At 73.6% G+C, this 14,859-nt stretch carries 9 protein-coding genes; 3 read left to right on the top strand and 6 right to left on the bottom strand.

What is annotated here, in order from left to right:
* Positions 1–1,416 carry a chromosomal replication initiator protein DnaA gene (dnaA, locus tag WMF33_RS00005; RefSeq protein WP_020464715.1) on the top strand — a complete coding sequence of 472 codons (1,416 nt, stop codon included), beginning with the start codon at positions 1–3 and terminating at the stop codon, positions 1,414–1,416.
* A gap of 105 nt (positions 1,417–1,521) precedes the next feature.
* Here the strand turns inward: dnaA and WMF33_RS00010 are convergent, their stop codons facing one another.
* From WMF33_RS00010 to grpE, 3 genes are all read right to left on the bottom strand, one after another.
* Positions 1,522–5,445, bottom strand: coding sequence for a serine/threonine-protein kinase (locus tag WMF33_RS00010; RefSeq protein WP_437335201.1), 3,924 nt, complete (start codon positions 5,443–5,445; stop codon positions 1,522–1,524).
* 120 nt (positions 5,446–5,565) lie between these two features.
* Entirely contained in the window at positions 5,566–7,428 is a 1,863-nt protein-coding gene (gene dnaK / locus WMF33_RS00015; RefSeq protein ID WP_437335202.1) for a molecular chaperone DnaK, read from the bottom strand.
* Between the two features lie 183 nt (positions 7,429–7,611).
* The gene (gene grpE / locus WMF33_RS00020) at positions 7,612–8,196 is read right to left on the bottom strand and encodes a nucleotide exchange factor GrpE (RefSeq protein ID WP_437335203.1); all 585 of its coding nucleotides are present in this window, start codon (positions 8,194–8,196) and stop codon (positions 7,612–7,614) included.
* Positions 8,197–8,494: 298 nt separating this feature from the next.
* On the opposite strand from grpE, the gene WMF33_RS00025 reads away from it, so the two are divergent.
* Complete coding sequence (locus WMF33_RS00025) at positions 8,495–9,757, top strand: aspartate aminotransferase family protein (RefSeq protein WP_437335204.1); 1,263 nt, start codon at positions 8,495–8,497, stop codon at positions 9,755–9,757.
* A 1-nt stretch (position 9,758) separates the two neighbouring features.
* Positions 9,759–12,185, top strand: coding sequence for an HAD-IC family P-type ATPase (locus WMF33_RS00030; protein WP_437335205.1), 2,427 nt, complete (start codon positions 9,759–9,761; stop codon positions 12,183–12,185).
* A 30-nt stretch (positions 12,186–12,215) separates the two neighbouring features.
* Here the strand turns inward: WMF33_RS00030 and WMF33_RS00035 are convergent, their stop codons facing one another.
* From WMF33_RS00035 to WMF33_RS00045, 3 genes are all read right to left on the bottom strand, one after another.
* Positions 12,216–12,728, bottom strand: coding sequence for a Fur family transcriptional regulator (locus WMF33_RS00035; RefSeq protein ID WP_437335206.1), 513 nt, complete (start codon positions 12,726–12,728; stop codon positions 12,216–12,218).
* Positions 12,729–12,829: 101 nt separating this feature from the next.
* A complete protein-coding gene (locus WMF33_RS00040; protein WP_437335207.1) occupies positions 12,830–13,900 on the bottom strand; it encodes a hypothetical protein in 1,071 nt (356 codons plus the stop codon).
* 70 nt (positions 13,901–13,970) lie between these two features.
* Positions 13,971–14,765 (bottom strand): hypothetical protein, encoded by a 795-nt coding sequence (locus WMF33_RS00045; RefSeq protein WP_437335208.1) that lies wholly within the window; start codon positions 14,763–14,765, stop codon positions 13,971–13,973.
* Between the last annotated feature and the right edge of the window lie 94 nt (positions 14,766–14,859).

Below are 14,859 nucleotides of genomic sequence, written 5' to 3' on the forward strand. Positions count from 1 at the left end.
ATGACGATTCCGAAACACGAGCCGCGCGAAGTCTTCGATCGGGCGATCGAGCATACGCGGACGCTTTCCCCCGCGACTTTCGACCAGTGGTTCGGGGGAGTTCAGTTCGATGATCTGACCGACGGCGTCCTCACGCTGCGCGTCCAGAACGAGTTCGTCCTCGAGTGGGTCAGGGACAACTTCCTGCCGGCGCTGACGGACAAGATCCGAGAGCTCACCGGCTGGTCGGTCCAGGTGGCGTGGACGATCGATCAGAACCTCGACTCGCCGATCGCTCAGCGCGTGGAGCTCACCCCGGTGCGTCCGCGGGCGCTCGTGGTGCGCCCGACGAGCGCGGCGCCGGCGCCGGCGCCGCGCCCCGAGCCGTCGCTCCGGCGCGTCCCGTCGATGCCGGACGACCTCAACCCGAAGCACACCTTCGCGAGCTTCGTCGTCGGCCCGTCGAACCAGCTGGCGCACGCGGCCGCGATCGCGGCCGCGGGCGGCGGGGGCCGCCGGTACAACCCGCTCTTCATCTGCGGCGGCACGGGGCTCGGCAAGACGCACCTCATGCACGCGATCGCCCACCGCGTCTTCGAGGGCAGGCCGGAGGCGCGCATCATCTACGTCTCGGCCGAGAAGTTCACGAACGACTTCATCACGGCCATCCAGCACCACCGCATGGACGAGTTCCGCGCGCGGTACCGGTCGAGCTGCGACGTGCTGCTGGTCGACGACATCCAGTTCCTGGCCGGGCGCGAGCAGACGCAGGAGGAGTTCTTCCACACCTTCAACGCGCTCCACACGCTCGACCGGCAGATCGTGGTGACGAGCGACAAGTACCCCCAGAACCTCGAGCGCATGGAAGAGCGGCTCGTCTCGCGGTTCTCCTGGGGGCTCGTCGCCGACATCCAGGTGCCGGAGCTGGAGACGCGCGTCGCGATCGTCCGGAACAAGGCGGCGCTCGAGGGCATCGCGCTCACCGACGACGTCGCGCTCTACCTCGCGCAGATGGTCCGCTCCAACGTCCGCGAGCTCGAGGGGACGCTGATCCGGCTGGCGGCCAAGAGCTCGCTCACGGGCCGCCCCGTGGACCTGCCGTTCGCGCGCGCCGAGATCACGGCCACGTCGCCGCCGCGGGCGCAGATGATGAGCGTCGAGGACATCCAGCGCGCGGTGTGCCACCACTTCCACCTGCGCTCGATCGACCTCACGTCGAAGGACCGCCACAAGAGCGTGGCCTTCGCGCGCCACGTCGCGATGTACCTCTGCAAGCAGCGGCTGAAGTGCAGCTTCCCGGAGATCGGGCGGGCCTTCGGCAACCGCGATCACACGACCGTGATGAGCGCCGTCCGCAAGATCGAGGCGCAGCGGGACTCCGATCCGCAGGTCCGCGCCCACCTCGAGGCGCTCGAGAAGAAGCTCGCCGACGAGTGAGCCGCGCGCGCCGCGCGGCGGGGCTCCCGCCCAGGGCGGCCATCCCGCCGCGCGGTCGGCGCCGCGGGGGCGAGCCGTCGCGGCGGCGGTCAGCGCCGCGGGCGATCAGCGCTCGGACAGCGCGGCGCGCGCGTCGTCGGCGACGAGCTTGTTGCCGTAGGCGGAGGCGAGCTCGAGCACCTCCGCGAGCTCGCGCCGCGCCTCGTCGACCTGGCCCCGCTGCTTCAGGAGCGCGCCGAGCAGGTACCGGCTCTCCAGCGCGTCCGTCCGGTAGGAGCGCGCCTCGGCGTAGCGCGCGAGCTCGCGCAGCAGATCGCCGGCGGAGGCCGCGCCGTTCAGGCCGTCGAGGTAGGCGAGGTGCGCGCGGTTGATCGCGGCGAGGCGCTCGTGGCCGCTCTCCTCGGCGACCTCCCTCGACTCGGTGAACGACGCGTAGGCGCGCGGCAGATCGCCGAGCCGCCGGCTCGCGTCGCCGAGGTTGTGCAGCGCGGCGGCGGTCTCGAAGCGCAGGCCCGCCGACCGGGCGAGGTCGACGGCCCGGGCCGAGCTCTTCACCGCCGCGGCGAAATCGCGGAGGAAGAAGTGCACGAGGACGCGCTGCTTCTCGCGCTCGCTCGCCGCCGCGAGATCGCCCGGATGGCCGAGCGCCTCCGCCCGGTCGAGCGCGCGGAGCGCCGCCTCGAGGTCGCCCGTCGCCGCGCGGGTCTGGGAGATGGCGAGCAAGAGCCGCTCGTCGTCGATGTCGCCCATCGCCTCGAGCTGCTCGACCGCGCGGACCGCGCGGGTGAAATCGCCCGTCCTCACGCCGATCTCCGTCTCGCACGCGAGCGCCTTCCGGCGGAGGTCCTCGCGGTCGCCGGCGAGGGCGTACGCCTCCTCCAGGCGCGCGTACGCGTCGGCGAAGAGGTCCACCGCGCCGAGCGCGCGCGCCACGTCGACGCGCGCCGAGAGCTTCTGCTCCGGGACGCCGGCCTCGTCGATGCGCCGGAGCGCGCGGGCCGCGATGTCGCCGAGATCGGGCGCGGAGCGCACGCGCACCACGACGTCCGCGAGCGCGCGGAGCCACGCGGCGAGCTCCGCCGGCGGGCGGTTGGCGTGGTCGCCGAGGTCGAGCGCCTGGAAGATGAGCCGGAGCGCGGGGTCGAGCTGGCTCGCGCGGATCTTGTGGAGCGCCGCCCGCGCGTAGAACGTCGCGGCCCGGTCGCGGTCGCCGGCCTGGTAGAAGTGCTGCCCGATGCGCTCGGCGTGCTCGGCGCTGTCCTCGCCGACGACCGCGACGTACGCCGCCGCCGCCGCGGCGTGCAGCTCCCGGCGCACCTCGGGCGGGATCGCGTCGAGGACGATCTCGCCGTGCATGGGCGACGCGAAGCCCGCCTGCGCGGGGCCCTTGAGCCGCAGGAGATCGCGGGTCGCGAGCCCGGAGATCGCGCGGTTCACGAGCGAGAGCTTCTGCTGGAGCAGCGCCGCGAGGACCTCGGTCGGCACCGGATCGCCGAGGATCGCCGCGGCCTGGAGCACGGCGCGGTCGCTCGGGTCGAGCCGCCGCACCCGGGTGGCGATGAGCGTGCGCAGCGAGCGCGGCACCGCCGACGCGCCGTCGAGCCGGGCCTTCACGGCGCCGCTCACGACGGTGAGCGCGCCGGAGTCGCTGAGCTCCTTGATGAGCTCCTCGAGGAAGAGCGGGTGGCCGCCGGCGCGCTCGCGGCAGAAGCCGACCACGTCGGGCGGCAGGAACGTCGCGCCGATGCGCGCCGACATGAGGCGCGCGCTGTCGCTGTCCGAGAGCTCCCCGACCCGGATCCGATAGAAGTGGGGGTGCGCCTCGAGCAGCGGCGGCGGGTCGCTGCGCGTCGCGAGGATCAGCACGGCGCGGAGCCCGCCGGCGCGGCCGGCCGTGGCGAGGAGGGTCTCGGCGGTGAGCTGGTCCATCGCCTGCGCGTCGTCCCAGGCGAAGCAGTGGAGCCGATCCTCGCAGAGGCTCTGCACCATCCGAGGGAACGCCGTGCGCAGGATCGCGGTCGTCCCCTGCGGCGCCCGCGGGTCGACGAGCGCCGCGCCGAGCTGGCCGAGCACGGCCGCGGACTCGTCCTCGCGCAGGCCGAGCGCGCGCAGCCGCGGCAGCACGGCGCGGATGCGCTCCTCGTCGTCGCCCTCCTGGATGCCGCAGAGCACCTGCAGCATCGCGGTGAGGCCGCTCCACGGGACGTCGGCGCCGTTGTGCGGGCACGACGCGACGTAGACGCCGACGTTGTAGTCGCCCTTCGAGAGCCGCCGCTCCATCTCGGCGAGCAGCCGCGTCTTGCCGATGCCGCGCTCGCCCTGGATGACCGCGATCTGCGCGCGCTTCCTCGTGCCGGCGGCGAGGATGTCCCCGAGCTGCTTGAGCTCGTCGCGGCGGCCGACGAAGCGCCCGTACGCGCCGTCCGGGGGCTCCGCCGAGGTGACCACGCGCCCCCCCTCGGGCGCGGTCCGGCCCGCGCCGGGCAGCTCCTCGGTCGTGAAGGCGTTGCGGAGGACGCGCCAGGTGAGGTGTGACACGGCGACCTGGGACTCGGTCGCGCGGGCGAGCGCCTGGGCCGAGGCGATGAGCGAGGTGAGGCGCTCGTCGCGGATCGGGGCGCCGGCGCCGTCGACGAGGATGCGGGCGAGGTGGATGCCGGCCGAGGCCGCCGCGCCCCCGCCGCGCGAGCGGAGGATGACGAGGGCGGCGCGCACCGCGGCCTCGGTGTCGCGGCCGTCGGCGTCGCCGAGCCCGAAGACGGCGACGAGCTGCGACGCCTCCTGCTCGAGCAGCAGCGCGCCGTAGCGCGCCAGCACCTCGCGCGCCCGCGCGATGCGCTTCGCCGCGTCGGCCTCGGGCCCCGTGAAGATGAGCACGAGCGCCGTGACCTCGCGCCGCTCGCCGAGGCCGCGCGCGGCCGGGCTGCTGTCGGCCTTCTCGAGCAGCTGGAGGAGCCCCGACGCCGTGATGCGGCTGCGCGTGCTCGTCGTGTGCGGCACCTCGACCGGCGTGCGGTCGTTGGCGCCGAGCGGCTCCTCCTCGAGCGCGGCGCTCGCCTCGAGCTCGGCGCCCGCCTTCTCCTCGTGGAAGGGCTCGAGGAACTCGGCGAGGTCGTTCGCCCCGAACCGCTCGCCGGTCGCGTAGAAGAAGCCGAGGAGCGCCTCGTGCAGCCGCCCGGCGTCGGGGAACCGATCCTCGACGTTCTTCGCGAGCATCGTGCTCACGATGTCGACGAGCGGCCTCGGCACGTCGGGGCGCACGAGCGCGAGCGGCGGGTACTCGCTCGCCTGCAGCCGCCGCATGACCTCGAACGCCGTCGGCGCCGCGAACGGGTTCGAGCCGGCGATCATCTCGTAGAGCACCGTCCCGAGCGAGAAGAGGTCGCTCCTGCCGTCGATGGCGCCGGCGCGCGACTGCTCGGGGCTCATGTAGGCGAGCTTCCCGCGGATCCTGCCGGCGCGCTTCTCGCCGACCTCCTCCTCGGTCATCGACTGCGTCGCCTTGGCGATGCCGAAGTCGGTGACCTTCACCTCTCCCTCCCAGGAGAGGAGGATGTTCTGGGGCGAGATGTCGCGGTGGACGATGCCGAGGGGGCGCGACTGCTCGTCGCGCCGCCTATGGGCGTGGTCGAGCGCCTTGGCGATCTCGGCGGTCATGAAGACGGCCATGGCGAGGGGGATCGGCCGCTTCGACCTCCGGCAGCGGGCGAGCAGCGTCGCCAGGTCGAGCCCGGGGACGTACTCCATCGCGATGAAGTAGCTCGTCGGATCGCCGTTCGGGTGGTCGACGCGGCCGAGGTCGAACACCTGCACGATGTTGGCGTGCGAGAGGCGGACGGCGAGCTTCGCCTCGTGCACGAACATGTCGACGAAGCGCCCCTGCTCGGCGAGCTTGGGGAGGATGCGCTTGATGACGAGGACCTTCTCGAACCCCTCGACGCCGAAGCTCTTGGCCTTGAAGACCTCGGCCATGCCGCCTTCGCCGAGGCGCTCGAGCAAGCGATAGCGTCCGAAGGTCTCGTTCAGCATCGTCGCGTCGAAGCCCCGCGCAGCCCTGCGTCTAGAGCGCGCGCGGCGCGCCGGAGGGGACGGCCTCGGCGCGGCGCGCGCGCCGGCGCTCGCTCGCCGGCCCCGCCGCCAGGCCGCGCGTCACGTCTCGACCGCCTTGTTCGCGCCGGCGTCATCGTCCCCTCCATACATCGACTCCGCGATCCGGAACGCCGCCCCCTCGAGGCGCGCGTACGCCGCCCGGAGCGCGTCGAGATCGCCGCCGCCGTCGAGCAGCTTGCGCAGCGCGGAGCACTCGGCCTGGACCTCGCCGAGGAGCTCGGCGTCGAGCAGATCGCTGTAGCCTTCGAGGGCCTGCTCGGTCGTGTAGACGAGGGTCTCGGCCTGGTTGCGGAGCTCGGCGAGCTCGCGCCGGAGCGCGTCGGTCTGCTTGAACCGCTCGCCCTCCGAGACGAGCCGGTCGACCTCGTCCGGCGTGAGGCCGCTCGTCGGGGTCACCCGGACCTCCTGCACCCTCCCCGTCCCGAGATCGCGCGCCTCGACGCGGACGATCCCGTTCTCGTCGATGCGGAAGGTGACCTGGATCTTGGGCAGCCCGCGGGGCGCGGGCGGGATGCCGGTGAGCTCGAAGCGGGCGAGGCTCCGGCAGTCGGCGGCCATCTCGCGCTCGCCCTGGAGCACGTGCACGGGGACGAAGCTCTGGTTGTCGACGCTCGTCGTGAAGATCTCGCTCCGCTCGGTCGGGATCGTGGTGTTCCGCGGGATGAGCTTGAACATCACGCCGCCGCCGGTCTCGACGCCGAGCGACAGCGGCGTCACGTCGAGGAGCAGCACCTCGTCGACGTGCCCCGAGAGCGCGGCGCCCTGCAGCGCCGCCCCGACCGCGACGACCTCGTCGGGGTTCACGCCCTTGTTCGGCTCCCGGCCGAAGAACTCGCGCACCGCGGCCTGCACGGCGGGCATCCGCGTCATGCCGCCGACGAGGACCACCGTGTTGACGGCGGAGACGGGGAGCTTGGCGTCCCCGAGCGTCGCCCGGCAGACGTCGATGGTCCGCCGGATGAGGCTCTCGCAGAGCATCTCGAGCTCGTTGCGCCGCATCGACCGCTCGAGGTGGAGCGGCCCGCCGCCGGGGCCGACGGCGATGAAGGGGATGTTGATCTCGGTCTCGAGCGACGACGAGAGCTCGTGCTTCGCCTTCTCCGCCGCCTCCTTGAGCCGCTGCAGCGCCATGCGGTCGCGGCGCAGATCGATCCGGTGCTTGGCCTCGAAGTCGTCGGCGAGCAGGTCGATGATCCGCTGGTCGAAATCCTCGCCGCCGAGGTGCGTGTCGCCGCCGGTCGCCTTGACGCTGAAGACACCGTTCGCGATCTCGAGGATCGAGATGTCGAACGTCCCGCCGCCGAGGTCGTAGACCGCGATCGTCTCGGCCTTCACCTTGTCGAGGCCGTAGGCGAGCGCCGCGGCGGTCGGCTCGTTGATGATCCGGCGCACCTCGAGCCCGGCGATCCGCCCCGCGTCCTTCGTCGCCTGCCGCTGCGCGTCGTCGAAGTAGGCCGGGACGGTCACCACCGCTTCGGTCACCGGCTCGCCGAGGAACCGCTCGGCGACCTGCTTCATCTGGCCGAGGATCATCGCCGAGATCTCGGGGGGCGAGTAGCTGCGCCCCTTGACCTCGACCCAGGCGTCGCTGTTCGGCGCCTCGACGATCTTGTAGGGGGCGAGCAGGATCTGCTTGCTGACCTCGGGCGCGCTGAACTTGCGGCCCATCAGCCGCTTCACCGCGTAGATGGTGTTCTGCGGGTTCGTGACCGCCTGGCGCCGCGCCACCTGCCCGACCAGGCGCTCACCGCTCGCGGGGAAGCCGACCACGGAGGGGGTCGTGCGCGCGCCTTCGGCGTTCGGGATCACCCGCACGTCGTTGGCCGAGGCGACCCCTGCCCCTTCGACGACCGCCACGCACGAGTTCGTCGTCCCGAGATCGATGCCGATCACCTTCCCCATATGCGGCGAAAGATACTACAGGCCTGAATGCTCGCTGGGTGGGGAGACGACCGTGGCGCCCGCGATATTTGGGGAGATCGTGCGGCGAGGTGGCGGGGCACAGCAGAGTGGGCCACCGCCATGATGCGCATGAGGCAGGCGATGTGCGCCGGAGGGAGCCGGCGCGCGGAGCGGCGGTGAAGCTCAGTTCGCCGCGGGGGCGGCCTCGCCGGGCGGGCCCTTCGAGACGACGACCATCGCCGCGCGGATCAGGTAGTCGCCCAGCATGTATCCCGGCTGGACCTCCGCGATGACGACGCCGGCCGGGTGCTCGGTCGACTCGATCTGCTGGATGGCCTCGTGCACGCTGGGATCGAAGGGCTTGCCGACGGCGGCGATTCGCTTGATGCCCGTGCGCTCGAGCGTGTCGACGAACTGCTTGGCCACGATGCGCACGCCCTCGGCGACCGACTTCACGTCGGGCGCGCTCTCCGCGTGGGTGGCGGCGCGCTCGAGGTTGTCGAAGACCGGGAGGAGGTCCTTCAGGATCGACTCGCGCCCGCGGCGCTGCGCCTCTTCGACCTCGCGCCGGGAGCGCTTCCGGAAGTTGTCGAAATCGGCGGCGGTGCGCAGCAGCTGCTCGCGCAACCGCGCGGCCTCGGCCTGCGCTTCGCCGAGCTTGTCTTCGGGGGTGGGGGCTCGTTGCTCCGCCGGCTCTGCGCGTTCCGCCTGCGCCTCCGCCGTCTCCCCGGTGTTCTGGCTCGACCCATTTTGTTCCGAATCGCTCATAGGACGGCCGGCACTATAACCAGCCGCGATCCGCTGGCAATCGCCAGGCCGAAGGTCGGGCCATCGCCAGGCCGAAGGTCGGGCCATCGCCAGGCCGAAGGCCGGTCCGTGGCGGGCGAGCGCCGGCGCGCCCCGACGGCCGCGCCTCACCGGGGCCGGCCAGAGGCGCTTCGGGACCGGCCGCGGGCGCTCGCTCCGGACGCGCTCCGGACGCACGTTTTGCCCGGGTCGCAGCAATCCGCGGCCGGCGTGCATCCACCGTTTGCTCCGACCCCCTGCCCGGCGTTAGATCGGCCCCATGAGCATCGCCCCCAGCCCCGCCGGCGCACCAACCCCGGCGAACGCCTCGACGCCCGCCAGCTCGCCGCTCCTCGCGGCGCAGAAGCACCTCCTCGGCAACTACCGCCAGCCCGCGTTCGTCCTCGACCGCGGCCGGGGGTGCGAGCTCTTCGACACGGATGGGCGCAGGTACCTCGACATGTGCGCGGGGGTGGCGGTGGCCTCGCTCGGACACGCGCACCCGCGGCTCGTGGCGACCATCGCCGAGCAGGCGGGCCGGCTCATGCACGTCTCCAACTATTTCTTCAACGCCGAGAACCTCCGCCTCGCCGAGGAGCTCTGCGCGAAGACCGGCTTCGACCGCGCCTTCTTCTGCAACTCGGGCACGGAGGCGAACGAGGCGATGCTCAAGCTGGCGCGCCGCCACTTCTTCAACCGCGGCGAGACCGAGCGCTACCGGATCATCGCGTTCGAGAACGCCTTCCACGGCCGCACCCTCGGCGCGGTCGCCCTGACCGGGACGCCGAAGTACCGCGAGGGCTTCGGCCCCTCGCTCGCGGGCGTCACCCACGTGCCCTACGGGGACGTGGCCGCGGTGCGCGCCGCCATGGGCCCGGACGTCGCGGGGATCCTCGTGGAGCCGGTGCAGGGGGAGGGCGGCGTCCTGCCGGCCCCCGCCGGGTTCCTCGCCGAGCTGCGGCGCATCGCGGACGAGCACGGCGCCCTGCTGCTCCTCGACGAGGTGCAGACCGGCATCGGGCGCACGGGGCACTGGCTCGGGGCGACGTACGACGGCGTCCAGGGCGACGCGGCGGCGCTCGCGAAGGGGCTCGGCGGCGGCTTCCCGATCGGCGCGCTGGTGCTGCGGGAGCGGCTCAACGGCGCGCTGCCCCCGGGCTCGCACGGCTCGACCTACGGCGGCAACGCGCTCGCCTCCGCCACGGCGCGCACGGTGCTCGCGGTCGTCGAGGAAGAGAAGCTCTGCGAGGCCGCCCAGAAGCGCGGCGAGCAGCTCGGCCGCGGCCTCGCCGCGATCGCCGCGCGGCTCCCGGGCGTGTGCGCCGGCGAGCGCGGGCGCGGCCTGCTCCGCGGGCTCATCCTCGCGCCGGGCGTCGACGCGCGCGCCGCGCTCGGCCGCGCGCGCGACCGGGGCGTGCTGCTCACGATCGCGGGCAGCAACGTGCTCCGGTTCACGCCGCCCCTCATCGTGAGCGAGGCGCAGATCGACGAGGCCCTGGCGGAGGTCGAGGCCGCGCTCGCCGAGACGCCGGCTGCGGGTTGAGGTGGTCGCCTCGCGCGCAGCCGGGCCCGCCGTCGCGCCCCTCCCGTGCTCGGGCTGCAGCAAGCTGATCGATCCGCTCCGCGCGGGGCACGTCGCGATCTTCGATCAGCGCTTCCATTACTTCTGCAACGCCCGGTGCCGCCACGTCTTCCTCGGCGAGGCCTCGCCGGCGCCGGGCGACGCCCGGCCGGCTGGCCCCGCCGCGCACGGCGCGCCGTCCCTCGGCGCCCCCGCGCGCGGGATCTCGCCGGTCGCGCCGCCGGTGGCCGCCGGACCGCACGCCTCCGCGCCGCGCGCCGAGCCCGCGCGGGCGGGCGCGGACGACGGAGCCGCGCGCCTCGCCGAGCTCGACGCGCCGATCGTCGACGCGTACCCGCCCGTGTCGCTCGACGAGCGGCTCCCGGACCTGCCCGTCCTCGACGACGACCGCGCGCTGCTCGAGCCCATCGGGAACACCATCCTGAGCGAGGAGCCGCAGCGCTACGAGGCGGTCGAGGCGCGGGACATCGGCGCGCTCCTGCTCGTGCTCGCGATCATCGCGGGGACGCTCGCGGTCGCGCTCACGCTCGCCGGCGACGCGAAGCTCGTCATCGGCGCGCGCATCGTGCTCGCCACGGTGAGCGCGGGGATGCTCCTCGGCCGCGCCGCCACGACCGCGCGCGACGCCACGGACCCGCACCCGGCGCCGATGCTCGCCCCCGTCCTCGGCGGGCTCGTCGCTGCGGTCTGGGCCCTCTTCGGCGACGATCGCGCGCTGGCGGCCGAGGCCGCCTCGCTCGCGGGCGTCATCGCCACCGCCAGCGCGATCAGCGCGTGGCTCATCGAGAGCGCCCGCCACCGCGTGTTCGCGGAGCGGGGCTGGATCGCGTCCGTGCTCTCCACGCCGGCGCGCCGGCCGCCGGGCGCGTGGGCGCCGAGCCCGGCGCCCGCCGACCGGGCCCTGCCGCGCGGCGATGAGGGCGCGGCCGAGGGCGAGCTCTACGAGCTGCGGCCGGGCGAGAGCGCCCAGGTCGACGCGGGGGACGTCGTCCCCGTCGATCTCGTGGTCACGGGCGGCGACGTCGAGGTGCTCCCCTGGATCGGCGCCACCACGCCGGCGCGCCGCCGCGACGGCGACCCGGTCATCGCCGGGGCCACCGTGGTCCGGGGTCGCCTCGTCGGCGCGTGCACCTTCTCCGGCGGCGATCGCGCGGTCGCGCGCGTGCTGCTCGACGCCCGCCGGCGCGCGGACGCCCTCGCGCCCATCGCGCAGGCCTCCCGCGCCCTGACCGAGCGCTGGGCGATCGGCGCCGCGGTGATCGGCGCGCTCTCCGCCTTCGTCGCCGGCCGGACGCCCGTCGAGATCGCGATGACCGCGGCCGCCGTGCTCGCCGCGCTCGCCACGGCGATCACGGCCTCCATCGCCTCGGTGCACGTCGCGCGGGGCATCCTGCTCGGGCTCCGCCGGGGCATCGTCTACAAGAGCGCCGACGCCTGGGATCGCGCGGGCAAGGTCTCGGTCGCCGTGTTCTGCGCCCGCGGCACGCTGCTGCTCGGCGAGCCCGAACTCGCGGAGCTGGAGGCGACCGGGCAGAAGCTCACGCCGGGCGACGTGCTCGCGCTCGCGGCCGGTGCCGAGCGCACCGAGGAGCACCCGGTAGCCACGGCGATCGTGCGCGCCGCCCGCGCCCGCGGCCTGCGCCCCGACGGGGTGCGCAACCCCAACTTCCACCCGGGCCTCGGCGTGACGGCCGTCACCTCGTCCGGTGAGGAGCTCTGCGTCGGCAACCGCGCGCTCATGCTCGAGCAGCGGATCTCGATCGCCGCGGCCGAGAGCCGCGTCGCCGAGCTCGAGGCGCTGGGGCGCACGGTGGTCCTCGTCGCGGTGGGCGCGCGGCTCGTCGGCCTCATCGGCCTGCAGGACGGGCTGCGCCCCGGGGCGCGGGCCGCCATCCAGCACCTGCTCGACGCGCAGGTCGAGCCCGTGCTGATGTCGGGCGACGCGCGCGAGACGTGCGAGGCGATCGGCCGCTCGCTCGACATCGACCACATCCGCCCCGAGGTGCTTCCCGCGGATCGCGGCGCCGAGGTGCGGCGCCTGATCGACGCGGGCACGAGCGTCGCCGTCCTCGGCCACGCCGGCGTCGACGACGCCGCGCTCGGCGCCGCGGACGTCTCCGTGGCCCTCGGCGCGGCCGGCGCTGCCCCGGCCGACTTCTCCGTCGTCCTCGCCTCGGACGACGTCCGCGACGCCGCGCTCTCCCTCGCGCTCGCGCACCGCACGCGCCTCGAGGCGCGCGTCGGGCTCGCGCTGAGCGTCGCCCCGGCGCTCGTCGGCGCCGCGGTGATCTCCGCGTTCGTGCTCCCGCCGGCCTACGCCCCCATCGCCTCGCTGCTCGGCGGCGTCATGGCCGTCGTCCACGCCCGCGCGCTCGACGCGAAGAGCTGAGCGCGCGCCGCCGACGGCGCCGCGCCTCGGCTACGAGACGCCGGACGCCGCGTCCTTGGAGTCGCGGCAGTCCAGGCAGACGCCGTACATCTCGTGCTTGTGCCAGGTCACCTCGAAGCCGTACTTCGCGGCGATCTCTTCCTGGAGCGCCTCGATGCGCGGCTCCTCGAACTCGATGATCTTGCCGCAGCTCACGCAGATGAGGTGGTCGTGGTGCGCGCTGGCGTCGTCGGCCAGCTCGTAACGGCTGAGGCCGTCGCCGAACCGGCGCTCCGAGGCCACGCCGCACTCCGCGAGCAGCTTGAGCGTCCGGTACACCGTCGCGTACCCGATGCCGCGGTCGTGCGCGCGCACTTCCGTGAGCAGGTCCTCGATGGTCATGTGCGGCGCGCCCGAGAAGAACGTGTCGACGATCAGCCGGCGCTGCGCCGTCGACCTCAGCCCCTTCTTGGCCATGTACGCCTGGAGGCGGGCGCGCAGCCGGTCGAGGGCAACTTTGTCGACGTGGGTCACGTTGTCCCCCTCTCTCGCAACGACGGCCATGACGAGTTTATCCCGTTCGCGGCGAACCGCGTCAAGGCCGGCGACCGCGCCTGCTCGACGTGACCCGCCCGTTGCCGCCGTTCCCCGTCGCTATGCGCTCGTCACTCGCCGACCTGCGCCATGTAGCTGACCTGCGCGGCCGAGCCTCCCAGGGGGCTCAGCAGCGTGACGGGCGGCGCCACGAGCCCGGCCGCCGCCGTGTTGTCGATGACGACGTAGTAGAGGCCCGGGCGCAGCTTGTAGCGGCGCGTCTCGACGATCCCGGGCTGCAGCGGGCCGCCCGCCTGCACCGGGCCGGGCGGGGGGCCGAGCGGCTTGCCGGTCTGGTACGCCTCGCGCCATGCGTCGCCCGTCAGCTTGTCGACGATCATGATGTCCACCGGCGCGCCCTGCACGCTCACCTTGAGGTAGAGCGCCTGGTCCACGTCGGCGACCTCGAACGGCCCGAGGTAGTCGCGCTGGTGCGCGTGCACCTCGACGACCTCGTTCGCGAACGTGTACCGCTCGTCGTCCTCCACCTCGAACGGGTGGTGCGGCCGCTGCGGCGGCATGAGGATCCCCAGCGTGAAGTCCTTCCCGGTCTCCTCGTTGTAGAGGACGGTGAACCCGCGGGTCATCTCGCCCGCGACGAGCTGGTTGCCGATCAGGTTGGCGATCCCGCCGAACGGCGCGACGTTCGCCATCACGTCGATGACGGGGTTCTCGACGTAGCCGAGCTGGAAGCTCGGGCCTTGCACGATCCGGTTCAGCCGCCCCCACACGTAGATGTCGTCGCCCGCGATCTGGAAGTCGGGCCGGTACTCGACGGAGGTGGTGAGGGAGAAGCCGACCCGCTTGGCCGGCTGCATGTAGCCGTACCCGGTGCCGGCGATGTGCACGGTGACCGTCTGGGCGGAGTCGTTGACGTCGTACGAGCACTGCATCGGGAAGAACCGCCCGATGCTCGACGATCGGTCCTGGAGGCGCAGCGAGACGCCGCTCTTCAGCATCTCGGGGCAGATCTTGCTGGCGCCGAAGTTCGAGAACAGAAACCAGCGGAGGCCGGGGCTCGCGTTCACGGGGCCGCTGACGCAGGGGCAGCCGACGAACGTGAACGACAGCGCGACGGCGGCGAGCGTCAGCGCCGCCGATGCGGCGGAGGCGCGGGGGCGCGGGGAGCTTCGTGCGGGCACGCGGGGTAACATAGCGGGTCGACCTCGGGGCGAGAGCGGGTTTGCGCCCGGGAGGGCCGCCCCTCCCGGATCAGCGCACGAGATGCCATTGGACGCCGGGGGTCACCTCCAGATGCAGGTGGTTTTTGTGCGCCCGGTCGTAGTTGGGCGTGAGGATCGACGTGAAGATGTGCTGATCCGCGGCCTCGCACACGATGGAGCGCAGCTCGCGCGCCGCCGCGTCCGCGGGTGGGCCGCCGCTCGCGCCCTTGCCGGCCGCCCTGGGGCGCCCGGTCGCCTTGGCGCCCTCGCCGCACACCGGCGCGCCGCGCCTGCCGACGAAGTCGCGCTCGACGTCGAGCCACTCCTCCGCGAACCCGTCGCCGGCGCGCTCCTTGACGAACCTGTAAGGATCGATGGCGAGCCCGCCCGGGTGCCTCGTGGCCAGCTTGCCCTCGGGCCACATCTTCGATGGAGGCCGCCAGGCCGAGAACATCAGCACCTCGACGACGTCGTGCACGCGCAGGATCCGGCTGAAGTCCGAGAGCGCGAGCGCGAGGCGGCAGTCGAAGACGTCGTACGGGTTGTCCGCGCGCTGGTGAGCCGGCAGCGCCGTCCGGTAGAGGACCCCGCCCACCCCTTGCATCAGCCGCACCGGCGCGAGCACGCCCGGCGCGCGCGGCACCGGCTCGAACGCGATCTTCCGCCGCGCGAGCGCCGCGCGGCACTGCTCCGCGCTCATGGCCGCGTAGCGCGCCGACGGGCGCTTGGCCCAGTCCTGGTCGAACCGCACCTTCGGCTTGCCCTGCGCGCTCGGCGCGGCGGCGAGCGGGCCGAGCGCGAGGGCGAGGGCGGCGGCGGCGGCGGCGTGGCGTAAGGACGGCATCGTTGGCAGGGACGGCCTCCGGCGCGGCGAAGTGCCCGCTGGAGCTGAAGAAGTGAAGAAGGAGGAAGGCCGGAGGGCCGGAGGGCCGGAGGCG

Source organism: Sorangium sp. So ce394, from assembly GCF_051474665.1.
Taxonomy (GTDB): domain Bacteria; phylum Myxococcota_A; class Polyangia; order Polyangiales; family Polyangiaceae; genus Sorangium; species Sorangium cellulosum_D.